Here is a 24491-nt window from a genome sequence, read left to right on the forward strand (position 1 = left end):
CACCTATATAGAGTATGAATTTGAGTTATACCCTAAAAAAATTTAAATTATTTTTTAGAAAATTGGATAGTTTTATTTTGAAGCTTTAGGTTAAGAAAGCTAGCTTCATTTAATAATGATATTAATTCTTCTAAATTATTTTCTCTGGCTAGATAGATGGTAAAATTATCATTGGGGACTTCAGATACATTGTAATCAAAATCATAGTACTTTTTAAGGTCTTCAAGGATATAATTTAAGCTTCGGTTATCATAATACAGAAAGCCTTCTTTCCAGGCAACTAACTCTTCAATTTCGCCTTCATTTAATTTATTGCGTGAAATTTGGTTTGCAGCTACTCTAATTAAATCCCCCGGAGACAATATATTTGACTTTGAAGATTTAACAGCTCTTACATCGAGACTACCTTCAAAAAGAAGAGTTTCTTCGAAGCCACTTGAGGTTCTAACATTAAATTGAGTTCCTAGAACTTTAATGGTTTGTTGATCTGTTTTAACTTCAAAAGGCATTCTTTTGTCATCAACAATCATTTTCTTTACTTCGAAATAAGCTTCTCCAGATAAAGTTAATTTACGGTCTCGCATATAGGATGCGGCATAATGTAAGTTTGAATTGGCATTTAAATTTACAATAGAGCCATCAGGTAATTCGACTCTATAGAACCCCCCAAGACCCGTTTTAATATTTAAGATGTCTTTATCATCCAAGTCCATTTTGGCAATATTCATCACCATCCGATTTTGGCTTTGATCTAAATAAATAGCCTCATTCTTATCTTTTCCTATATGGAGAGAATCGGACTTAATGCTGTTATTATCAGATTCAGTAAGAGTGCCTGCAAGAAAATCTGCAGTAATTTCACGACCATTCTCATCCCTAAAATAAGAGTTTAATAGATCTCTTTTGACAAATAAGACCGTCACAGAAATTATAGCGATGACAACTAAGGATAACTTTGTTAGATTCTTCTTAGTTTCTCTATTCCTATCCTTACGTATGGATTGGAAAATTCGCTCATGGATTTCTACGCCTAAATTTTCCTTTTTATTTTCATTCATATCCTCCATTTTCTAGAAGAATAATATTGAGGTAAATAAGAGCAATATTGATTTTCTCAGTAAACTTAGCACTTTTGACATATGATATTCAACCGATTTCACGCTCAAGTTCATCTTGGCAGCAATTTCCTTATAGGTCATATCTTCAAATCGGTTTAATTCAAATATTACTCTACTTCTACTGGTTAGTTTATTCTTTAATATATAATCCAGCTGTTTTTCAATATCATTCACAGCCAACTGATCATATTCAGAAGTTACAAAATCTAAATTCTCCAAGTTGGTCGTTTTTAGCTTTTGTTGTTGTTTCAGAACAAAAATACATTTGTTTTTAATACATACACTAAGATACGCCCTTAAGGAATATTTAATTTCTAGTTTATGCCGGATTCTCCAGAAATCTAAAAACACATCGTGTAATACATCTTTTGCTAGTTCCTCTTCTTTCAAAAATCCCAAACAGATATCGAAAAAACTTTCCCAATGCGCAAAGTAAATCGCTGAAAAAGCTTCGGTATCGTTGTTTTTCAATCGACTGATAAGGTCAAAATCTTCCCTAGAAATTTGATGTAAATTAGGTTCAATAACATCCATGTAGTTTAATAGGTTAAGGTGATTTAGGGTTTACTTTCTGTAAAAATAACCGATTATTCGAGAATTGCAACAATATGATTACTTTTTTAAAAGGTTTTATCCTAAACCCACCATCTCTTATTAAAAAGGCATTCCCAATTAATGCTCTTTTACAAAGAAACAATTAATTGGGAATGCTTTATTGAGCAGGGAATTCCTCTACAACTTCGTTTTTACTGCAGCTGTATTTTTATCTTTTACTTCAATTCTATAAACATCTTTTTTGTCGAAGATTAAGCCTTCTTTTTGACCCTTATGAATATCCACATCCGTACCAGCAACTTTTCCATCATAGGATAAGCCCGCTTGTTTCTGAATGGTATGCGCCACACAAACTAGTCTTGCTTTGAAATGGCTCAATACCTCATCTAAAAACGCAGGGTCCTGTTTAGGGTTTCTAAAGTAACCACGGTACCATGTTAGTGCAGAACTAGAACGCAAATAAGGTGCAGATTCCGGATTTTTAGGATCATTTAAATTCTTTTGAACAATCTCATTGACTTTGGCAATGTTCATATTAGGCTGTTCTGTGAATAAAACTTCAGAGATACCACCGTGAACAAATAAAATATCATTTCCTTTTTCAATAACATTTTACTGTCTTAACCAGCCACCAAGAATAGTATTCTCTTTATACAAGTCTTCAATTCCTTCGAAACCTAGAGGCTTTAATTCAGCTTTGTATTTCTCGTCTATATAATTAGTTTGATTTTCGGAGATATTCATTATATCATGATTCCCAAATAGGAAATGAAAGTTTGCACCTTCAGATTCTAATTTATAGAGTAACCAAAGGATTTCATGAACCATTGTTCCACGGTCAAAAGCATCCCCAAGAAACACCAAGTGCTTGTTTCCAAACTTCCAGTTGTAGTATTCGTCAATTACTTGTGCAGAAATTAATAGATCAACCAATTGGAAAAATTCACCTTCATAGTCAGATACGACCAAGATTTGTTCGTCGGTAGTCCATTCACCTTTATTCTGAAAAACTGTATTTTGCTTAATTTTCACCTTCATATCCTTATTTTCTTTATTGATATGATTGATAAAAACTGTGAATTCTAATTCTGAACTACTAGGTTGAGAAAAGGTTTTTGTTTCCAGTTCCTTTCCAGAAGCAGATTTTAAGATTCTCTTGAAATAGATATTTCCATCTTGACTGTATACAAAATGAGCATCATACTCCTGAGCAGGTTGAATAGAGTCTAGAAGGTTTTCTTTTTTTACTAAAGGTTTTACCTCAGGTTTTACCTTAGAGGTCTGGAATTCATCTTTTTAGCAAGAAACAAATACAAAAAGTAGCAGCGAAAACGTAATAATTAATTTCATGTACTATATTTTTTAATAATTGCACAAAAGTATCGCCACATATTTATAAAATATTACGCAATCATTAACTAATAATAAATAATTAATGTGACAAGAAAAGATTCTAGCTAATTTAAACCTGTCAAATAGATTAAGGGAATGATTAGTTTACATTTGATAACAAAGAAGGCCAGCAGGTTGTCACCTGCCGGCCTTCAAAGACTTTATTTAATAATTTTTTAATTTAAATCCTTCAAGATTTCCTGTACGGCTCTTTCCAATTGTGGGTCCTTATCGGCCACGCGGTCAGCGACCGTGTTTTTTATGGCGATATCAGGTGATACACCGGTCAATTCCAGATCCTTTCCATCTAAGGTATAACAACCCCAAGAAGGCAAACGATAGAAAGATCCATCCACCAATCCTTTTCCGGAGGTAAAAATTATCCAACGATAAGTTTCAGTTCCTATGATCTTTCCGAGTTTTAGTTCTTTAAAACCGGCTGCTGTCATTTCAGCATCACTCAGGGATTGTTCATTAATCAACAAGACAATAGGCTTTCCGGCTGGAGCAAAGTTACTTTGTGGGGACAGTTTACCTCCACGATATTGCCATTTTAGATATGGCCGTTGTGAAAGGAATTTTAAGACTTCATCATGGACATTTCCACCCGTATTATAACGTAAGTCCAGGATTATGGCATCCTTATTATTTTCTTGCTCGGCCATATCTATCAGGAAGGATTGCAACTCATCCGAACCCATATTCTTCATATGCGAATAAGCAATTCGGTTTTTACTAAGTTGATCCACCTTAGAGCGATTACCTTTTATCCATTCATCATATAATAGATCCTTGAAAGCAGCATTACTTTGCGGTCTGATATTAATTTTCTCTTCTTTGCCAGCACGATTTACAGTCAACTGCACTTCATTCGCCAAAGATGGCCAAGTAAAATAAGAATCTCGATCCTTGCTCTTATCAATTGGGGTTCCATTTACCGCAACTAACACATCCCCTACTTTTAGGTTGACATCTTTTTTGGAAGCTGGACCTTTAGCAACAATATGAGCGATTTTATACGGATCCTTTGCGTCGTAAGTGACACCAAGCTCATTCGTTACAAAATTATATTGCTTTCTTTCATCTGTACCGAAAGTACTAAATCCCATATGGGAAGAGTTCAATTCTCCAAGCATATCATTTAGAAGGATACGTAAATCCATGCGGTTATTGATTCCCGAAAGATAATTGCTATACTTCTTTTTCATTCCTTCCCAATCCACCCCGTGAAATTTCTCATCATAAAAGTTTTCCTCAACATTTGCCCAAGTTTCATAGAACATCTGCTTGAACTCTTTATCCAAATCTCTATTGAATTTGAAACCAATATCAACATTTTCCAGTCTATTCTGGTCGATATTATACTTCTGAATATTCCCATTCACAATGGCAAAGTATTTCCCGTCAACCTCCATAAGTCCTTGTAAGGAACCATCCAAAACTTTATCCGTTTTACTGTTGGTAAAAGGTTCAAAAGTGATTCTATAGGTTGCCCATTTACCTTCATGGTTAGATTGATAAAATAAAAAGGTTTTCTCGCCTTTGGCAAAAAGCAATGGACTGTATTGAGTCCCAGCAGATGGGCTCACCTGCGTGATTCTATCTGAAAGACCTTGCACATCTATGCTCACCAAAACTTTCTTGGAATCGTCCTTTTTCTCATCCTTAGCTGCAGGCTTATCTTTGGTATCCTTAGCCTTTTTAGTTTTATCGTCTTTCGTAGTTGTTGTATCTTTTTTCTCCTTTTCCTTATCTTTTTCAGCATCCTTAAATAGCTCGTCGAACTTGCTGATACGATAAGGTTCATCATAATTTTCCAATGCCATTCGATAAAGGCTGGCGTTGTCCATTCCTGATGGATAAGCAGGTTTTGTACGGTTACTGGAGAAATAAATATATTTTCCATCAGGAGACCATGCAGGTGAAGCTTCTGTTACTCCTGTATTGGTTAGATTAATTGTTTTCTTATCTGCAATATTGTAAACAAATATATCTTGCTCAAAATTGCGAATCGCTGTAAACAACACGTATTTATCATCTGGCGAAAAGGATGGTGAAGAGTTTTGGAAAGCCCAAATTTCATCCTTTACGATGGTTTCACTTTTCAGACTATTCAAGTCCATGATGCGTACCTCATCCCTACCGCTCAAATAAACTGCCTTACTATTATCTTTATTAAAATTGATATCCCTATTGTTCCGATTGTCCTGGGTCAATTGTTTCACCTCACCCTTGCCATCAGCAGAACGAGAATACCAGTTTAAATAACCGTTGAGGGTCTGGTTATAGATTAAAGTCTTGTTGTCTTTTAGCCATTGTACCTCAGCAATGCGCTCACCTTGACTTGGCATTTGTCGAATAAATTTGCCATCGACATCAGAAACAAACAGCTCACCACGAGAAACAAAAGCCATTTTCTTACCGTCCGGGGAAACATCATAATTACTGATTGCTCCTTTCACATCAAATTCCTTGGACTTAGCAAGGACTTGATTGCGACTTAAGCTAATCGCAGGTTGGTTTGTTTTTTTACTGGCTACATCATAAACAAAGATCTGATAGCCTTTCTCAAAGACCACCGCTGATCCATTTGCCGCTACCTGAGGACTCCGAATGGATTCGGGAAATTGTGTCAATCCAACTTTTTGGCCATTTGAGATGCTATATAGGTTGTACTCATTGTTTCCTTCGTCAGAAGCAAAGTAAATGATCCCTTTATTATCTACGGTTGGCCATAGGTCCTTCCCTTCATAAGTTGTGTAATCCTTATAAGTATTAGTTTTAGGATTAAAACCTTTGATATCTGGGTTGAATGCTCCTTTATATCTTTTACGGTTTGCTGCAGTGTAGCTTTCCCAGGTATCGGTAAATAGTAATTCCCCTGCAGGAGTTTCCACCATATTATGGATATAATTGAAGAAGTGCGGAAAAATACGAACTGCGGTTCCACCATTCTTACTTACTTTATAGCTACTTAAACGGTTTTCACGACCTGAGGTAAAATAAATCTGCTTACTATCCCAACTCCAGCTATCCACTTCATCGGTTGATTCATGACTTGTAATCTGCGTAATATTTCCACCAGCCATAGGCATGACATAGACATCCATATTACCATTTTGGTTAGAAGAGAAGGCGAGCCACTGACCATCTGGGGAGATTCGCGGCATGACCTCATTACCTTCCATGGCTGTCAGTCTGAGTGCAGGACCACCAGCGGACGGCACTTTCCATAAATCCCCTTCAAAAGAGAACACAATTGTTTGCGCGTCTGGACTCAAAGTTGGATTAGAAAGAAACGTGGGTTGTACCTGAGCCTGCAGTTGCAAGGATCCCCCAAGCAATAAGGCAATAGATAGCAAAGTTTTATTCATAAAAAGGGTTAATTATTAATTTGATTCCTAGCATTTGTATGTTAACATGCTGATGCTATCAAATTTAAGATTTGTTTGCGGAATATGGTAGAGCCGAACAAGCAATCTTATGAATTGGATAAAAACAAAAGGAAATCCTAATAATTTCCTCAAATATTAACGAAAAAGATAAAATAAAATACGCGCATAACATAAAGATTAACAAAGAGTTATAATTGTGTATTTTTTACACTTTCTTGTCTATGAAGTCTAAAATTTGTTCTATTTTTGTTACAAAATTATCGACGATGACATCATTAGGCGAGGCGAGTGCAAACGTCTCTCAATCCATGAAAAGTAGAATTCGAATTGCTGTTGCGTTATTCTATTTCGGTCAAGGTTTAGGATTTGCCAGTTGGGCAAGTCGTATTCCGACCATAAAAGCAGCATTAGGCCTATCAGAGGCACAATTAGGAACGATTTTATTAATGCTTCCAATTGGGCAATTGTTAACTATGCCTATCTCAGCAGCCTTGGTCAATAAGTATGGTAGTCATAAAATTCTACCTTGGGCGGCCTTCCTGTATTCATTAGTATTATTGTTTATTGCATTTTCAGGAAATGCTTGGTTTTTGGGTGCTGCATTGTTCTTATTTGGTGTCACCGGTAATATTTGTAATATCTCCGTCAATACACAGGGTGTTTTAGCTGAAGAACTTTATGGTCGATCAATCATGTCTTCCTTTCATGGAGCTTGGTCCTTGGCTGGGTTTACAGGAGCTTTGATCGGACTATTAACTTTAAATTTTCAGATCAATACCTTCGGTCATTTTGTAGGAGTGATTATTCTAATGACAGTAAATATCCTTATTAACAAACAATTTCTAGTTCCAGAGGTTGGCACAGAAAAGAAGGAGAAGGTAAAGTCGAAGTTTAAGCCAGATTCATTGATTATACAACTAGGGATAATCGGTTTCTTTAGCATGGCAACAGAAGGAGCCATGTTTGATTGGAGCGGAGTATATTTCAGTGATGTTGTCAAAGCACCCGAAAGCCTGGTAATCCTGGGTTATGCTTCCTTTATGATCATGATGGCAACCGGCCGTTTTATTGGAGATGCCATTATCAGTAGAATTGGGAGACAAAGAACGCTACAAATCAGTGGGATCCTAATGTTCTTGGGGATGTTATCTTCTGTGATTTTCCCGAACCTATGGGTTTGTACTGTGGCGTTTATGTTGGTTGGTCTTGGGGTGGCTTGTAATGTGCCTACCGTATATAGCGTTACTGGAAAACATAAAAGCATTCCTGCGGGAGTCGCTTTGGCAATGGTGTCCAGTATATCATATTTAGGATTTCTAATGGGTCCACCACTGATTGGTTATATAGCTGAAATATTCAACTTAAGATACTCATTTGCATTATTCTCCTTATTTGGATTTTTAATGTTCATTATGACAAGCCGTCTTAAAATATTTAGGGAACAATAAAAGCTTAAGGCTAAAGCGCCTTAAGCTTATTCAATTCTTTTCGAGAAATTTTTAGGATGGTTCCATGTCTCAAATCCTTGGGTAATTCCAACTGATCGGTAATATCTTCCCAGTTTTTAAGATCCTTGGATTTGATCAATCCAAAATGGTTATCCATATAACGATCAAAGTAAACATACCATTCCCCATTTATTTTGGCAACAGTAGGTCCTTCAGCCCAAAAATCTCCAGTTATCTTTTCACTTGCATCCGAGTAGGGTCCTTCAAGATGATCTGCAAAGGCTAGTTTCAAATTTTTCTCTGCTTGAGGTTCTCGAGTTTCATCCTTGATGAACATCATCCAGTTTTTTCCATTTCTTTGAATGGTTGCATCGATACTATTAAATCCAGGATCATAGAGTAGCATAGTCTCTGAAAAGGACTTAAAGTCTTTGGTCAAAGTATAATACATTCGGTGGTTATACCCTTCATCGGCTTCCACTTGTGTTTCAGGGAACTCACCTGTTATCGTCGAAGCCCAATAAATCATATATTGTTTTGTTTCCGGATCATAGGTAATTTCCGGAGCCCAGGTATTTCGAGTGTTTTCTTCATGTTCCATGACTGGAATATATTGTTGTTCAGACCAATTGATTAAATCCTTGGAGCTGGCATGTCCAATTCCTTTCTGGGTCCAACTAACTGTCCAAACCATATGATACAATCCATCGCCACCTTTAATAATACAAGGATCCCGCATTAACTTATCAGGGCTTAATTCAGGCGTCAAGAAAGACTGATCATTCTTTAATGAAGCCCATTTCAATCCGTCTTCACTGAAGGCTAGATGCAAGCCATCCTCGCCATTTCCTTTGAAATAAGAAAATACATAGGCGGAGTCCGATTGCTGTGCACTCAAACCTAAGGCAAGGCAAAGCAAGACACATAAGGAAATTAAAGGTTTTAACATGGTTTATTTGTTGATTGAATCAAATATAATTAATATGCCCCTAAAAATAAACGTGTTAGTTAAATATGTATACATTTAAAAAGGATTTTTTAAGCTTTATTTGACCTTTGATAAACTCTTAGTATATTGTATTAAAATAAATGATTTTTTAGCGCCAATACTATTAATCCAGAACCTTGACAATTTCAGTACAAAAACAGAAAATGGCGGCTTTAGAAATCCCCAATAATCAAATAGAATAAACCAACAAAGTAAAAAATTAATAATTTAATAATAGACGGAAAGTCTTTCTAGATATCCTGTTGGTTACATTTGAGGCGATTTTAATGTAATTGAAATTATGAATCAGTATCGAGACGGGATTAATAAAAATTTTGATGAGTTATCCTGCATCCAAGCAATGTCTTTGGGTGACGTTACGGCGTTCAATCAATTATATCAGCATTACCACCGACCTGTACATGCCAACATCTTAAAATTCGTAAAGAACCCCGATCAGTCCGCGGAGATATTACAGGATGTTTTTATTGCATTATGGCAAAACCGTTATAAGATAAACACTGAAAAATCAGTCGGGGGTTGGTTATTTGTAGTGAGCTACAACAAGTCCATGAATATCCTAAAACAAAAGTTGAAGGAATCCATTACTTATTTGGAAGAATTGGATAAAGAATTAATCGCCGACAATACAGCGTCCATTGAAATAGAAGAACAGTTCGAAATTCAATTAGAAATTTTAGAAGAAGCAGTAAATGAATTACCGCCTCGAAAAAAGGAAGTTTTTAAGCTGCACAGATATGAAGGTTGTTCCAAAGAAGACGTTGCAAATCGATTGGGGATTAGCCTTAGTTCAGTAAATGATTACTTAAAACAGTCCAATCAAACTATCCGAAAGTATATTATTTCCCATCATCCTGAACACATTGGAAAAGCTCTTTTACTTCTCCTCCTCCTTCAAGGATAACTCTACATTATTTTAATGTTAACTTAACAATTAATTAACTCGAAAAGGCATCCCCTTTTTTCCAATTCATTGTATTTAGATATGATGGACAAAAATTTAGAACATAGAATTGAACTCTTTTGGAAAGGGGCTCTTGATTTAGAGGAACAAAAGCAATTATTGACTGACCTTGAAAAACAAGATCTGGAATTGTATAATTCTCTTAAATCCGCTTTTGATAAAAAGAACAATAATCATTCTGATGAGGATTATAAGTTAATTCTTCAAAAAATCCATCAAAAAACTGGTATTCAGCATAACCATGAAACCATCATTCCATTATTTAAAAAATGGCTAGTAGCTGCTTCCATATTACTTGTGGCTGCGTTTGCTTATTATATTTATTTCCAAAATAACAGTAATCATAAGCTACTTGAAGACCAATTGACCAAAAACGACAGCACTCTTTTAATAAATGAGAAAACCGTCAACCAAATAGCCATCCTTCCTGATCATTCCAAGATTACCCTATTTCCTAAAAGTAGTATTCGCTATGCTGTAGATTATGGCAAGAAAGACCGGAAAATAGATGTAGTGGGTAAGGCAAAATTTGAAGTCGCTCATGATAGCCTTAGGCCATTTATTGTCTTTGCACATGGTTATAGCACTACGGCTTTGGGTACAATTTTCATTGTAGAATCATTCGAGTCAGACCGGGTTTCTGTTGATCTTTTGTCGGGCAAAGTTCGAGTTAACCAAGTACATGAAACAGCCAATGGCATGAAGCCTCAGATCCTCAATCCGGGAGACAAGTTGAAAATTGAAGGCGAGAAATACGAATTTATTCCAAAACCTCAGGTCAATATCAAGAAACCATTAAAGACGATCAATCCGGCTATAGAAACGTCTTCGGAAAAGCCATTATTAAAGTTTGACAATCAAGACTTGAACCAAGTATTTGAAATCATCGCCAAGGAGAAAAACATAAAAATTGAATTTGACAAAGAACTATTAACGGGGAAAACCTTTACTGGGGAATTTTCAGAGAGCAATTCCTTGGAAATGATATTGAATATTATTTGCCAGATGAATGAACTCTCTTTCCATGACAATGGAGGAACGATTTATATAAACAAAAACGATAATACACAGAATTAAATAATCTAATCAGTATTAACTACATGAAGAAGAAAACAATGATGAAAAATCTGAGGCTCTTATTAAGTGGGGCAGCAGTTTTTTTGGCCGCAAATGTCTGGGCACAGACCAATGGGCAACTTAAAGGTACTATTGTTGACCAAAGCGGCAAAGTACTTTCAGGAGCTACAGTACAGTTGGTGGATCAAACGGGGCAAATTATTGCTGCTGCCTCTACCGACAGCAAAGGTATGTTTGTTCTTTCTGGCATTGAAGGCGCAAAAAATTACAGACTGAAAGTCAGTATGATAGGATTTAATAATTATGAGACCAACACTAAACCACTAAATGATTCGGAAAGCAGTTCTATGCTTATCCGTATGACCGAGCAATTGGCGGATCTAGAAGAGGTAGTTGTCATTGGTTATGGCCAACAAAAGAAAGGCGATTTGACGACAGCCGTTTCTACGCTTCCAGATGTCAAGGAACAAGTGGACCGTCCATTAAGTAATGTTTCAGACATGCTTCAAGGAAATGTTGCCGGGGTAACAGTAATGTCTTCGGGTGGTGACCCATCGAAAATGCCTTCGGTGATGATCCGGGGTATGGGAACATTAAATGCAGAAGCTCCACTTTATGTAGTGGATGGTTTGCCTTATTACGGTGGTCCTATCAATCCAAATGACATCGAGAGTGTGAACATTTTGAAAGATGCTGCTGCAGCTTCAATTTATGGTGCTCAAGCAGCGTCCGGAGTTATCGTGATTACGACAAAAAGCGGAAAAGCTGGAACTCCAAAAGTCCAAGCAGATGTATATCGTGGATGGCAAACTGCCAGCAATCTCCCATCGGCATTAAATGCAGAACAATACTCGACGGCATACAATACCGCAGCAAAAAATGATGGTGTAAATCCTCGTCCTGGTCATGATGCAAGCCAAAACCCTTGGGGACAAGTAACTAGAACAAACTGGATGGATGAAATCTTTCAAACCGGAAATATCCTAAACTCCAATGTTCAATTATCAGGTGGTACAGAGAAAGCAACTTACTCTTCTTCTTTTGGCTACCATGATAAGGAAGGTCTTCTATTAAACACAGGTTACAAACGTTTCAGTTACCGCTTAAAATCTGAGTTCAATTTCTTTGACCGAGTTTCTGTTGGACAAAATTTCTATGCTAGTCATCTCTCTACGCAGGGGACAAACACTGAAAGTTCCTATAGCGGATCTATTATCAATGCTATTTACATGAACCCTGCTGCACCGGTATACGATGAAAACCATCTATTCCATGGAACGGTTCCATTTGATTTAGCAGGCTTCTCAGGAACATATGGTGACACTTATAACCCAGTAGCGTTACTGTTACGTCCAACCGTTAAAAACCCACAGTTGAATCTAAACGGAAATGCTTTTATAAAAGTTGATATCGTTGATGGTTTATCTTTCAAAACAAACTTCGGGATTAACTTAAATCGCTATTCATACAAGCGTTTTGACCCTAAAATTCCAGAAATCGGTCGTGCGAATGGAAACAATTACCTGACCCATGAGGATTCTAGAGAAAACCGTTGGATATGGGATCAACAATTGAACTATACCAAACAATTTGGAGATCATAATTTGGATTTAGTAGCGGTTTATTCGGCTCAGAAAACAAGATATGAAAGTTATTATATACAAGGAATGGGCTTCGAAAGAGAAGATGATTGGTTCCAATATATTGGTAATGCTGCATCTATTCCAAAGCTGCCAACAAGTGGCGTCTATGAGGATGCATTGACTTCAGCCATTGCCCGTGCGAACTATAATTATGCTAATCGTTATTTTCTATCCGCGAGTATTCGTCAGGACAGAACCTCACGCTTGGCATCAAAAAACCGTTCTGATATTTTCCCATCCGTTTCAGCAGCATGGCGTATTTCCAATGAACCATTTTTCAATAGTAGCCTGTTCAACGATCTAAAGCTTAGAGGTTCATGGGGACAGATCGGAAATATTCAATCCGTAGGTGCCTATGCTTTCAACTTGCCATTGAACACAGGCATGGTTACTCCATTGGGAAGTAAAGGGGAACTGGTACGTCATTTCGCACTGACGGAACAACCTAACCCGAACTTAATCTGGGAGCGTTCAGAGTCATTTGACGTTGGTTTGGATATGACGATTGCCAATCAATTAACCATTACAGCCGACTATTACAGAAAGAAAACAATCGGTATGATCTTAAGCAATCAGCCGGATCCACATATTGGAGTATCTTCAGTAGCTCCTTCGAATGTGGGTGATGTAATGAATAAGGGTTTTGAGGTTTCAGCAAGTTATAACAAGAAATTCGGAGAAATTGAACTGGGTTTAAGAGGAAATATTGGCATCAACCAAAATGAAGTTCTTAACCTAAATGGTTATTACAATGACTTTGTTCAACATGGAGACCATGTTCGTGGGATCTTATTACCATATCGTTCTACAGCAGGTCAACCTTTATATTCTTACAATTTAATTCGCAACGCAGGAATTTTCCAAAGTCAGGCAGAAATAGATGCCTATACCTTCAATGGTGAGAAAATCCAGAAAAATGCTAGACCTGGGGATTTAAAATTTGTAGATAAGAATAATGATGGAAAAATCAACGAGGAGGATCGTGAATATATGGGTAGTGCCGTTCCGAAAACAACCTATGGATTTACCTTAAACTTAGGTTACAAACGTTTTGACTTAAGCGTATTAACCTATGGTGTTTCGGGTTCTAAAATCTTCAACGGATACAAATTCACGGCTTATAATGCAGGCTTACAAGGGTACAACTTAGACAGTCGTGTATTGGATGCATGGACTCCGCAAAATACCGACAGTAGCATTCCAGTATTATCTATCCAGGATCCGAACAGTAACTTCGGGACGATTTCGGATTGGTACTTAGAAGATGGTGATTTCTTCCGTATCAAAAACATCACTTTAGGTTATAATCTTCCTGAATTTTTTGGCAAACTAAATTCTAGACTATATGTCTCTGCAGAAAATCCATTCACCTTTACCAAGTATTCAGGAATCGATCCTGAGGTAGGAAGAATTGGTTTGGATGTAGCGAACTATCCGCTCGCAAAGACATACACCTTAGGTTTGAACATCAACTTTTAATTTTCAAGAAGCAGAACAATGAAATTACAATTTAAAAAGAAATATATATTCATGCCGGCAATGGCCTTAGGTCTTGCGGCGGGCATGGCCTCTTGCAGCAAGAGCTTCACTGATCTTACTCCGCAGGGAACAACAACTGATGCCAACTTCTGGAAAACCGAGTCGGATGCTATCTTTGCTTCCAATGGTTTATACGAACATTTTAATGATGATAATATGTTTGGCCGGGGATTATTTTGGTTTGTAAATGCATCCGATGATGTGGTAACCGGAAGAACTGATGCTGGATCAGCTGCTGTTAGAAACTTTACAGCGACAGGCAATGAAAGCCGTATCAACAGCATGTACAAAAAGTTCTATCAGATTATCCAACGTGCAAATAATATTATCGTTAAAGTTCCGTCCATGAACATCAGCGATAAAACCAAAAACCAAGTAATTGGCGAAGCTTATTTCATGCGTGGATATGCTTCCTTTTATCTTTCACAATATTATGGAGATCAAAGAGCCGGGGTACCTATAGTAACTGAGCAGAATATGAATGAGAATAAATTCACTCGTCCTGCGAATGTCCAAGAGAACTTCAAGCAAATCGAATCTGACTTGTTAAAAGCAGCAGATATGCTTCCATTATTAACGACTTATGATGCCAGTAATCTGGGTCGCGCTAATAAAGATGCTGCTTATGCATACTTAGCAAAAACCAATGTACAATGGGCTAGATATGATAAGTCAAAATGGGCTCAGGTAGTAAAATATTGCGACATGGTAACCAATTCAGGTTCTGGACGTAAACTTATCGATACGGATAATCCTGCTGTAGATTTTGCGAGCGTTTTTTATGTTGAAAACAATTACTCATCAGAGTATATTTTCTCAGTCGTTTCCAATAAAGTCTATGGGTCCATCTTACCTGCAGTTATGTTTGAAAATACGGGTTATGGCCTCTATAACGGATGGGGATATTTTCATCCATCATTAGAATTATACAATTCTTTTGAAACAGGAGATCCTAGAAGGAATGCTACCATTCTTGAATTTGGGGATACCTTTACTTTATTTGGTCAAGAACGTAAGTATTTCTCCTCCAACTCACAGACTGGTTTTCAATTCAATAAATATATGCAGCCATTTCGATTCCCGAAGGATCAACATTTAAATCCAAATGGGGATTATCCAACTTCTAACCTGAATATTCCATTGGTTCGATATGCTGATATATTATTAATGAAAGCTGAGGCATTGATTATGGATGGTAAAAATGGGGATGCTGAGATCAATAAAGTTAGAAACCGGGCCGGCTTAAGTAACCTTAGCGGCGCAACCTTAACTCAATTAAAGAGAGAACGTCGTTCGGAATTTGCAGGTGAATATACCGATAGACATAGTGATTTAGTTCGTTGGGGAGATGCGCAAGCGGCATATGCTAAACCAGCAACAGGGAGACAACACACTGTAAAAACAGACCCTAATTCTCCTTATACTGTTATTACGGTTTGGGCACCTCGAAATTTCAACCCAGCGGTTCATCATGTATGGCCAATTCCTCCACAGGATGTCAGCAATTCTGGAATTGCGCAAAACGAAGGTTGGTAATTTTTGAATTAAGGATTACTCTTTAGTAAGTTTTCATATAATCTTTTAAAATTAAACCCCGTCATTCTCGAATGACGGGGTTTTGCAAAATTTATGATAACACTGCTTAAAGCTTATTTAGTGCCACTATATGGGTTTTGATCAGATTCAGTTAATGCCTCGTTATTCACAATTTCCAATTGTGGGATTTGACACAATAATCTGTAATCATTTGAAGGGAAAGTTCCTGTAGGGTTTACCGAATTTGCGACATAACCATTCAAATAAGATACTCCCCAAGTATAATGACCTTCTTTATAAGAAGCAGTCTCTTGATAACGAACCAATGGTTTCTGCAATCTTAACAAATCGTATAGTCCAGTAACCCCTTCACATAACAATTCCTTTCTACGCTCAACATAAATTGCTTCCAAAAGATTCGTTCCTGATGCTACTGAAGTTAGGTTTTTTACACCTCTAGCTTTTTGTAATTTGTTAAGATGCGTCAATCCTTGGCCATTATTCAATTGAGCAGATGCCTCTGCCATAATCAATAACATTTCAGCACTGCGCATTAATGAGATCTCCGGACGAGTATTACTTTGCTTAGCCCCATTTCCATCACCATAGTGCTTATACTTATCATACGCCCATTTTGTAGACCATTCTGCACTTGCATTATTTGTTCTTTTCCAGAATTGATATCTGTCTTCTGTTTTCTCAAATAATTGCTCGTACTTTCCATCAGCAAAGAAATCTAAGAATGAATAAATCGGTCCGTCTGTAAATCCTTCTCCATAGCTAGCATCTTGGTTGTACCAGAAGTTAAATTGCGTACCACCACCTAAGTTGTTTTGATCTGTAAATTTTACTGCCCAAACAACTTCAGGGTAATTCTTGCTGATCACATCATCAAATCCAGCACGGTATTGTTCCTTGCTCATCAGCGTCGGATACTTACCATAAAGCTCTGTAGATTCAGCCAAGGCTTTTGACCAATCATTCATCACTAGATAAACACGTGCTAAATGCCCTGTTACGACATCCTGATTAATAAACCACTTTCCTTCACGCGTATATGAACCTAAAAGTGATTTTGCATCCGTCAGGTCTTTTACGATCTGATCATAAGTAGCTTGTACGGTTGCACGTGGAAGGTTTTGTTCATCCTTGGACGTTAATCTCAATATCACACCCGGCTTTTGTTTAGCAATAGCGTAAGTCTGTTGGTAATTTTGGATCAAATGGAAATAACAAATTCCACGAATGGCTTTTGCTTGTCCCAAAATAGCATCCTTTGTTGCTTGTTCGCCTTGAGCGGATTCAATATTATCAATGATGATATTGGTCTGGTTAATGATTTTATACATCATGGACCAGATTGCATCCGAAAGACCATTTGCCTGTGTTTTCAAAGGCTCATAACGGTAAGCCGTCAATTGATTACCTCCCATATTGGTATGGCAAAGTACATCTGAACCACCAAGGTCCACATACATTTGTAAGCCTGGGAGACCAGCATATACGCGGTCTGCTCCTTGGGAATTGAAATATAATTGTTTATATGCTGAAGTCAACACTTTCTGTAGACCTGCAGTATTGGAAAGAACATCTCCATCGGAAGTATCCACTGAAGAGCTTGTATCTAAAAAGTCACTACAACCGCTATTTAATCCTAGTGCAACGGCAAGTGCTAAAATTTGAATTTTCTTAAGTACCTTTTTCATGACGCGAATTAAAATGAGACTTGTAAACCACCTGTATAAACTCTTCTAGAACCTTGAATACCATTGTCAGTATCCGCACTTCCATTATAATTATTTCCTGATAATCCAGTTTCAGGATCTGAATATCTGTTTTTGGCAGATCCGAATGTCAATAAGTTATCTCCAGAAACAAAGATTCTAACATTCGATAAAGTCAATCTATCCAACACTGATTTTGGAAGGTTATAACCTAAAGTCACGTTTCTTAATCTCAAATAATCATTTTTGAAAACGTAGAAATCAGATGCTTTTCTGGTGCTTGAATAATCATCATTTGACCATTTTGGCAATAGAGCATTGTCTCCAGGTTTTCTCCATCTATCCTCAACCAAGTCTTGAATGACACCTACTCCACCACGAAGTGCAGTACGCTCGATATAGCCATAGTCATACATGTGACCACCTAATGAATAATAAAACATGAAGGAAAGATCAAGTCCTTTATAACCGAAGCTGTTGGTTAATGCGCCAAATACTTTCGGTAATGCAGAACCTACATACTGATAATCATCTGTTGTAACCAAGCTATAGTCCTCTGTAATATCCCAGTTATTATTATCTCCTTTGATGTAATACTGCATGTTTCCTGTTTCGGCATTAACACCAGCATTCTTCACCATATAAAATTCAAAAAGGGATTTACCTTCTTCCACTTTGTATCCAGCGGTTCTATTTTCATAAGTGAAAGCACCAGTCGGCAAATAGGTGATTTCATTTTTCAGGGTGGAAATATTGAAATCCGCTTTCCAGTTGAAGTTCTCTTTACGGATTACATCTGCTGATAAGCTAAATTCAATACCTCTATTTGTGAGGTTACCAAGGTTAGTATTCTGACCAATTGCTGCACCTACCTGTGCTGACAATGGGAAGTCTTTGTAGAACAACAAGTCGATTGCATCACGGTGGTAGTATTCTAAAGTACCATTGATACGGTTGAATAATCCGAAGTCCAATCCAACATTATATTGTTGATTTTTCTCCCAGATCAAATCTGGAGTTGGAACTGCCGAAGGTCTTAAACCAGCAACTGTATATAGGTCATCGGATGAATAAACACCTTGATAAGCATATAAGATTTCTCCTCCAGGGATCCCTGCAGCATTTCTTCTTGTCAACTTATCGTTTCCTGTTGTACCAAAGCTAGCACGTAAAGCTAGATTATTGATCCAGGTTTTATCTTTTAAGAATTCCTCTTGACTAATTCTCCAGGAAACACCACCTGAGAAGAAGTTACCCCAACGGTTTTCAGGGCTAAAACGAGAAGAACCATCTCTACGGATAGATCCTGAAACAAAGTATTTGTTATTGAAGTTATAGTCGATCTTTCCTAAATAGGATAATAAAGCGATGCGGTCTCTGTAAGAGTTATTGCTCCAGTTTCTTGTGGTAGAACCTAATTCAAATTGCCCCATCTGCATGATTCCCTCACCATAAGCAGAATCAAAATAGTAATCCTTAGAATAAGCTTCCTGTCCTGCTAATGCAGAAAAATTATGTAATCCGAAGCTTTGCTCCCATGTCAAGATATTATTGAAGGTCATGGATTTGGTATCTCCATTGTTTCTTGTCGCATTACCACCATTGGTGATTACAGTGATCCCGTAAGGTGCCTGTTGAGACGCATCATGAATTGCAGAACCATAACCAAAGAACTTATAGATATTGTTATCTAGACCTAATGAAGTTTTGAACTTTAAGTTATATGGTAGAGTGAAATCAGCATAAAATCTTGATGAAATCATGCTACGCATATTGTTGTTGAAGGATTCATCATTAGGATTATCCCAATAATCACCACCGTTGTTCAATACCTGGATTCCAAAGAAGTTGTTGGTATAAGTACCATAATCAAACATTCTTTCTCCAGTCTTCTGCGAATAAACCCAATCTGTATTATCTACATTTCTTAACCAAGGAGATTGGAGGGTATTGGTAAATACCAATGCACGGGATGCTCCGGAAAGATTTTGTCTGGACCCAGAATAGGATACATTTCCACCAATCTGTAACCAATCTGTAATTTGAGAACTTACATTGGCTCTAAAGTTATGACGTTTAAAATATTGACGACTCGCATAACCATTATCATCCAAATAACCTGCAGACAAGAAGTAATTGGTTTTACCTTCATTGGCTGTACCACTTAAATCTACCGTATAATCTTGTCTTAGTTTTCTAGAAAATACAGCACCATAAAAGTCATAATCGCTTTCATTCCAGATCATTTTCAGATCAGGGTTTACATAGGAATTTCCTTTACCATCATGAAGGACATAGTCTTCATTGATATGTTGGAATGGCGAAACATAGGAGTTTTTACCATCCGTTGTTTTCACCGCTTTCAGAAGTTTCCCTAAAAGGTTTGCAGATGCCCAGTCTCCAGCAGCTTGTTCGCTCAAGCCATATTTGTAGAATTGGTCATTGTACATTCCTTCCCAGGTATTCAGTAATTGTTCATATGGATTTGCTTTGGTCGGGTTAACCACTGCATTATCTGAAGTCCCCCAGTTAGAACGAAAGTTAATCTGAGGTTTATTTGATTTTCCTCTTTTCGTGGTAATCACAATTACCCCATTTGCAGCCCTAGAACCATACAGTGAAGATGCTGCTGCATCTTTCAATACCGTAATAGACTCGATATCATTTTGGCCAATAGAGTTCAATTGTCCATCATAAGGCATACCATCCACAACATATAGCGGATTGGAAGCACCAGACATAGATGAAATACCACGGATCTGTATGCGAGAATCACCACCTGGGTTACCTTCATTATTTGTTACATTTACCCCTGCACTTGCCCCTTGCAAAGCTTCGGCAAAGCCTGTACCTGAAATCTTTTCTATCTGATCTGATTTTACAACCGATGCTGATCCGGTAAAAGTTGACTTCTTGGTGGTACCATAGGCAACAACTACTACTTCATCTAAATCAGATACTGTCGACTCCAATGTGATATTCAAGGTTGTCTCATTGTTAACCACGACCTCTTGCGTTCGGTAGCCGATATAACTGATCACTAAAGTAGATCCTGGTTTAACATCTGAAAGGCTGAAATGACCTTTATCATCAGAAAATGAAGAAATACCTTTCCCCTTTACAGTGATTGATGCCCCAGCTATAGGTCCATTTGCATCACTGATAGTACCTTCGAGTTTAGACTGCTGCCAAAAGGAAGCCTTATTAAGGTTACTGGCATATGAATTTCCAGCATTTCCCAAGGTGGCAGCTAAAATCAAGTACTTGATTAAAGCAGTTTTGTTTGTCATTGAAATAAAGTGTTAGGTTGAATTTTCTTATTCGAGTGCAAACATATTAAAATTTCTGACTTTTTAGCATGATTTTGTAATTAATATTGAGTTATTGTTATCATATCTTTAAATTTCAAGACCTTTTAGCTCATTTTTTCTATTGCTAAACAGCAATTTATACAAATAATGATATTGATTACAATTTTTAGATTGTAAAATGAGATAAATTGCGATTCAATAAGTTTTAGCAAACAACATTCCTTTCTATTTCAATAAAAATTAAAAATTATTCAATATCTTTAAGAGAATCAGCAATCTATCATTTTACTAAACTTCATAAACCTCTATCTGCATGGAAAAAAATCTTATGAAAATTGAAAGTGAAAAGGCTCAGATAAAAAAAGTAGACCTGTCTGAAAAATAGCTGGAATCAGTTCCTGAAATTCTTAAGGAATGCCTATTGGTGGAGGAAATAAATCTAGGCGGAAATCAGATTTACGAACTCCCAGATTGGCTGTTTGAGCTTCGGAACCTGAAGAAATTAAAAATTAGTTTAAATGATCTAGAGGATGTTCCAGCTGCAATTGCAAAAGCTACACAGCTTGAAGAATTAGCTTTTGATTCCCCAGTCAAAAAACCTCTCCCTAAGGAATTGGGAAGTCTGACCAAGCTGAAAAAGCTGGTCGTCCATGAAAAGATTTATGGCTTTCCAAAAGAGCTCTTCGAATTGAAAAACTTGGAGGAAATTGAATTAAATGCCCCATTAATCAAAACCATTCCTGAGGATTTTAAATCTTTACCCAAATTGAAATCCTTTACTTTAATGCAATTAGGGTTTTCTGAAAAACAAGTTGTCTTAGACGTAGAAAATATATTGGAGAGACTTTCAAAATCTTCTTGCTTGGAACGATTAAACTTGTCGGACAGCATGATCAAGGCTATTCCTGAAACCATAACCTCCTTAACAGGCTTGAAGGAACTCATATTGAGTACTAATCAAATCTCAACTCTTCCAGAGCAATTGTTCGAACTGAAAGAATTAAGGGTGTTAGATTTATCAATGAATAAAATCAAAGAGGTTCCAAAAGGGTTCGAAAAGTTGGAGAAACTACAAACCTTGCTGTTAAACGCCAATTACAGTCCGAAAATACAATTGCAGAACCTATTCAAACATAGCTTGAAAAACCTACAGAAACTAGATATTTCAAGTTGCGAAACGAAGATAGATATCCCTGAAACCATTATTGAGTTCAGTTCTTTAAAAGAATTAGACTTGGATAATAACCAGATTAAACATCTTCCAGATGCAATATTGAACATCGCCCTCTTCAATGGGTACCAAATCTAATCCGAGCTTGTATGAAATCAATTTTACTGAGCATTTATTAAATAGCGTTGTCCAAGATGGTAGAGTTATTATAATTGTACCACAATCGTCGATGACGGGAAAGAGAAAAGAAGAACGAGCTTCGAAAATCAACATATTAAAACATCATACTCTAGAGGGGGTTATCACCCTAAACAAAAACACTTTTTATAGTGTTGGTACGAATCCATGTATGGCAGTTTTTACTGCAGGCGTACCACACCATATTGATAAAAAAGTGAAGTTCATAAATTTTGAAGATGATGGATTTGAAGTACAAAAGCATCGTGGATTAGTTGAGACTATAAAGGCTAAAGATAAGAGGCAACATTTGTTAGATGTCTGGTTTAATCGAATTGAATCGCCGACTAAGTTTTGTGTCAATACCACTGTAGAGGCAAGTGACGAATGGCTTCATTCGTTCTATTACTTTAATGACGAAATTCCTAAACAAGAAGATTTTAAAAAAAACATAGGTGAGTATTTGACATTTTAATTTAGTATGGTTATGCAAGGACGTCAATATCTATTTAAAGATGGTGAAGAATAGTTTAGAAACCCTTAATTGGAGTGTTTTCAGTATTGGAAGATTATTAGGAACCAAAAGCAACGAAAAGTGGCATTGACAAAAATAAATTGGTAAATGTTATTGGCAATATCCCGTACATTACAAGAACAGAAACATTAAATGGTATAGGCAGCTTCATTGGTGAACAGTCTGAAAAGTATGAACTTGAGGAAGGCAATACAATTACTATTGGTTTGGATACACAAACTGTTTTCTACCAAAGGTCAAAATTCTATACCGGTCAAAATATTCAAATACTAAGTTTTAAAGGGATAAATATATATACATCCTTATTCATTATTCCTTCATTGAAAATTCAGTTATTAAAATTTAACTGGGGGGGGGAAATGGTGCGACATTAGGAAGGTTGAACAAAACAAATCTCCTTCTTCCTAGTATTGAGGGTAAAGAATCTGATTATGCTTTGATGGAGGCATACATAAAAGCTATTTATAGAAATAAAGAAGAAACGTATCAAAACTACATCAAAGATAGAATAGAAAATTTCATGATTACTCCAAAGCCTGTGGCTTTATCAGATAAAAAATGGAAATCTTACTTTATAGAAGACGTTTTTAATATAAAATCTGGTACTAGATTAACCAAGTCCCAATGGAAAATGGGAACGCACCTTTTGTCGTAGCTAGTGATTCAAATAACGGCGTTACAATGTTTGTTAATAATGAAAACTCTAGTCGAGATAGGAATGTTTTAGGAGTCAATTATAACGGAAGTGTTGTAGAGAATTTTTACAATCCTTACGATGCGTTATTTTCATACGACGTTAAAAGAATATCATTTAAAACTATCGAAGGAAATAAGTACCATTTCTTGTTCATTAAAAGCATAATTCTACAACAAAAATCAAAGTACGAATATGGATTTAAATTTAATGAAGAGAGAATGAAAAGACAGCTACTCCTTATGCCAACCAATTCCAACGGTGAGCCAGATTATACATATATGGAGCATTACATGAAATATTTAGAATATCAAAAGCTTAGTCAATATCTACATTCGAAAGGCCTAAACGCGAAAAACTATTAAAATTTTAGTGCAGATAGGGGATAAGATGTTCATAATATATTATAGAAGGTACAAATAAATGATCGTAACATTTTAAGCGATGGCTAAAGAAAAACACTTTTCGTTGAGGAATTCGACCCTTATTTCCTGAAAAAATAAAATCCTTTATCAAGCTAAATTTATCCTATATGCACTTTGATCTAAATCTTTGTAAGATTATTAGCGAGATTTAATGCTAACAATAACGGGAAAAATTTAATATAGTTTAATATTAATCAGGTAGCCTTTCTTAGAAATACAAAAATGGAAATGGTCACGACACATCACTATGTTTTAAGTTTCGTCAGTATTGTGCAGCTACTATAGAAAATTGTTAAAACTTAAGTCGAAGTATTCGTCTCACAAAACGAACCTAATTTTTTAAAAATTTAAATTTTAAATGGCGTAGAATTATAGAAATATTTTAGGAATAGTTCCTTTTTAAAATTTAACGAGTTTCATCCTCTTAAATCGATAGCACATCCTTTTTTATTTTCTCAACTAATTCTCCAATTTTATAATCAGTTGATAATTTACAATCTTCCCTTAAAATGTATAAATTGTAAATTTTTATCTCTAGTTTATTTATTAAACAAATGACAAAAATATCTGTATTTAAGGGTATGCCCATTTCCATTTGAATATTATGATCGGATTTACGATGATGTATATTATATAAATTTGTCAAGTCTTTTAACGAATCCTCAAGTTTGCATTGTATATAAGATTTTATTGACATTGAAGAAAAGTTGATATGTGTTAGCTGTGATTTAAAGCTTAATTAATTTTTATAATTAAGATTAATTAAAGAAATCATGTC

The 24491-nt window shown here is 36.3% G+C and carries 17 protein-coding genes; 9 read left to right on the forward strand and 8 right to left on the reverse strand.

The features are described 5' to 3' along the window. Positions 1–47 precede the first annotated feature (47 nt). From PZ892_RS17865 to PZ892_RS17885, 5 genes are all read right to left on the reverse strand, one after another. Complete coding sequence (locus PZ892_RS17865; protein ID WP_182497738.1) at positions 48–1058, reverse strand: FecR family protein; 1011 nt, start codon at positions 1056–1058, stop codon at positions 48–50. A 12-nt stretch (positions 1059–1070) separates the two neighbouring features. Beyond that, complete coding sequence (locus tag PZ892_RS17870) at positions 1071–1652, reverse strand: sigma-70 family RNA polymerase sigma factor (RefSeq protein ID WP_094281956.1); 582 nt, start codon at positions 1650–1652, stop codon at positions 1071–1073. A 198-nt stretch (positions 1653–1850) separates the two neighbouring features. Then, on the reverse strand, positions 1851–2207 hold the full coding sequence (locus PZ892_RS17875; RefSeq protein ID WP_094258370.1) for a hypothetical protein: 357 nt from the start codon (positions 2205–2207) through the stop codon (positions 1851–1853). A gap of 78 nt (positions 2208–2285) precedes the next feature. Further along, the gene (locus PZ892_RS17880; RefSeq protein ID WP_277711777.1) at positions 2286–2711 is read right to left on the reverse strand and encodes a metallophosphoesterase; all 426 of its coding nucleotides are present in this window, start codon (positions 2709–2711) and stop codon (positions 2286–2288) included. Positions 2712–3241: 530 nt separating this feature from the next. Next, complete coding sequence (locus PZ892_RS17885; RefSeq protein ID WP_277711778.1) at positions 3242–6439, reverse strand: S41 family peptidase; 3198 nt, start codon at positions 6437–6439, stop codon at positions 3242–3244. A gap of 287 nt (positions 6440–6726) precedes the next feature. On the opposite strand from PZ892_RS17885, the gene PZ892_RS17890 reads away from it, so the two are divergent. Then, positions 6727–7908 (forward strand): MFS transporter, encoded by a 1182-nt coding sequence (locus PZ892_RS17890; RefSeq protein ID WP_277711780.1) that lies wholly within the window; start codon positions 6727–6729, stop codon positions 7906–7908. Positions 7909–7918: 10 nt separating this feature from the next. Here the strand turns inward: PZ892_RS17890 and PZ892_RS17895 are convergent, their stop codons facing one another. Beyond that, positions 7919–8857: a glycoside hydrolase family 43 protein gene (locus tag PZ892_RS17895; protein WP_277711781.1), complete on the reverse strand. Its 939-nt coding sequence runs from the start codon at positions 8855–8857 to the stop codon at positions 7919–7921. 340 nt (positions 8858–9197) lie between these two features. On the opposite strand from PZ892_RS17895, the gene PZ892_RS17900 reads away from it, so the two are divergent. The 4 genes from PZ892_RS17900 to PZ892_RS17915 all read left to right on the forward strand — a co-directional run bounded on the left by PZ892_RS17900 (position 9198) and on the right by PZ892_RS17915 (position 15676). Next, positions 9198–9821: a sigma-70 family RNA polymerase sigma factor gene (locus PZ892_RS17900; protein ID WP_277711783.1), complete on the forward strand. Its 624-nt coding sequence runs from the start codon at positions 9198–9200 to the stop codon at positions 9819–9821. A gap of 81 nt (positions 9822–9902) precedes the next feature. Next, complete coding sequence (locus PZ892_RS17905; protein ID WP_277711784.1) at positions 9903–10958, forward strand: FecR family protein; 1056 nt, start codon at positions 9903–9905, stop codon at positions 10956–10958. A 23-nt stretch (positions 10959–10981) separates the two neighbouring features. Continuing rightward, complete coding sequence (locus tag PZ892_RS17910; protein WP_277711785.1) at positions 10982–14080, forward strand: TonB-dependent receptor; 3099 nt, start codon at positions 10982–10984, stop codon at positions 14078–14080. Positions 14081–14098: 18 nt separating this feature from the next. Further along, entirely contained in the window at positions 14099–15676 is a 1578-nt protein-coding gene (locus PZ892_RS17915; protein WP_277711786.1) for a RagB/SusD family nutrient uptake outer membrane protein, read from the forward strand. Between the two features lie 113 nt (positions 15677–15789). Here PZ892_RS17915 and PZ892_RS17920 read toward each other — a convergent pair whose 3' ends face one another. Both PZ892_RS17920 and PZ892_RS17925 read right to left on the reverse strand, forming a co-directional pair. Beyond that, on the reverse strand, positions 15790–17382 hold the full coding sequence (locus PZ892_RS17920; protein WP_277711787.1) for a RagB/SusD family nutrient uptake outer membrane protein: 1593 nt from the start codon (positions 17380–17382) through the stop codon (positions 15790–15792). 8 nt (positions 17383–17390) lie between these two features. Further along, positions 17391–20690, reverse strand: coding sequence for a TonB-dependent receptor (locus PZ892_RS17925; protein ID WP_277711788.1), 3300 nt, complete (start codon positions 20688–20690; stop codon positions 17391–17393). A gap of 445 nt (positions 20691–21135) precedes the next feature. Here PZ892_RS17925 and PZ892_RS17930 point away from each other — a divergent pair, with 445 nt between their 5' ends. The 4 genes from PZ892_RS17930 (at position 21136) to PZ892_RS17945 (ending at position 23653) form a co-directional block, all read left to right on the forward strand. Then, a complete protein-coding gene (locus PZ892_RS17930; protein WP_277711789.1) occupies positions 21136–22020 on the forward strand; it encodes a leucine-rich repeat protein in 885 nt (294 codons plus the stop codon). Further along, entirely contained in the window at positions 22004–22534 is a 531-nt protein-coding gene (locus PZ892_RS17935) for an N-6 DNA methylase (protein ID WP_094258381.1), read from the forward strand. The genes PZ892_RS17930 and PZ892_RS17935 overlap by 17 nt, the downstream gene beginning before the upstream one ends. A gap of 439 nt (positions 22535–22973) precedes the next feature. After that, positions 22974–23249 carry a hypothetical protein gene (locus PZ892_RS17940; protein ID WP_169715237.1) on the forward strand — a complete coding sequence of 92 codons (276 nt, stop codon included), beginning with the start codon at positions 22974–22976 and terminating at the stop codon, positions 23247–23249. Continuing rightward, entirely contained in the window at positions 23219–23653 is a 435-nt protein-coding gene (locus PZ892_RS17945) for a restriction endonuclease subunit S (protein WP_169715238.1), read from the forward strand. The genes PZ892_RS17940 and PZ892_RS17945 overlap by 31 nt, the downstream gene beginning before the upstream one ends. Positions 23654–24491: the final 838 nt, after the last annotated feature.

This window comes from Sphingobacterium sp. WM (genome assembly GCF_029542465.1).
Lineage (GTDB): Bacteria > Bacteroidota > Bacteroidia > Sphingobacteriales > Sphingobacteriaceae > Sphingobacterium > Sphingobacterium cellulitidis.

Coding starts and splice junctions, on each gene's coding strand:
- PZ892_RS17865 (WP_182497738.1), bottom strand. CDS start 1,058: ATGAATGAAAATAAAAAGGAAAATTTAGGCGTAGAAATCCATGAGCGA.
- PZ892_RS17870 (WP_094281956.1), bottom strand. CDS start 1,652: ATGGATGTTATTGAACCTAATTTACATCAAATTTCTAGGGAAGATTTT.
- PZ892_RS17875 (WP_094258370.1), bottom strand. CDS start 2,207: ATGAACATTGCCAAAGTCAATGAGATTGTTCAAAAGAATTTAAATGAT.
- PZ892_RS17880 (WP_277711777.1), bottom strand. CDS start 2,711: ATGAAGGTGAAAATTAAGCAAAATACAGTTTTTCAGAATAAAGGTGAA.
- PZ892_RS17885 (WP_277711778.1), bottom strand. CDS start 6,439: ATGAATAAAACTTTGCTATCTATTGCCTTATTGCTTGGGGGATCCTTG.
- PZ892_RS17890 (WP_277711780.1), top strand. CDS start 6,727: ATGACATCATTAGGCGAGGCGAGTGCAAACGTCTCTCAATCCATGAAA.
- PZ892_RS17895 (WP_277711781.1), bottom strand. CDS start 8,857: ATGTTAAAACCTTTAATTTCCTTATGTGTCTTGCTTTGCCTTGCCTTA.
- PZ892_RS17900 (WP_277711783.1), top strand. CDS start 9,198: ATGAATCAGTATCGAGACGGGATTAATAAAAATTTTGATGAGTTATCC.
- PZ892_RS17905 (WP_277711784.1), top strand. CDS start 9,903: ATGATGGACAAAAATTTAGAACATAGAATTGAACTCTTTTGGAAAGGG.
- PZ892_RS17910 (WP_277711785.1), top strand. CDS start 10,982: ATGAAGAAGAAAACAATGATGAAAAATCTGAGGCTCTTATTAAGTGGG.
- PZ892_RS17915 (WP_277711786.1), top strand. CDS start 14,099: ATGAAATTACAATTTAAAAAGAAATATATATTCATGCCGGCAATGGCC.
- PZ892_RS17920 (WP_277711787.1), bottom strand. CDS start 17,382: ATGAAAAAGGTACTTAAGAAAATTCAAATTTTAGCACTTGCCGTTGCA.
- PZ892_RS17925 (WP_277711788.1), bottom strand. CDS start 20,690: ATGACAAACAAAACTGCTTTAATCAAGTACTTGATTTTAGCTGCCACC.
- PZ892_RS17935 (WP_094258381.1), top strand. CDS start 22,004: ATGGGTACCAAATCTAATCCGAGCTTGTATGAAATCAATTTTACTGAG.
- PZ892_RS17945 (WP_169715238.1), top strand. CDS start 23,219: ATGGAAAATGGGAACGCACCTTTTGTCGTAGCTAGTGATTCAAATAAC.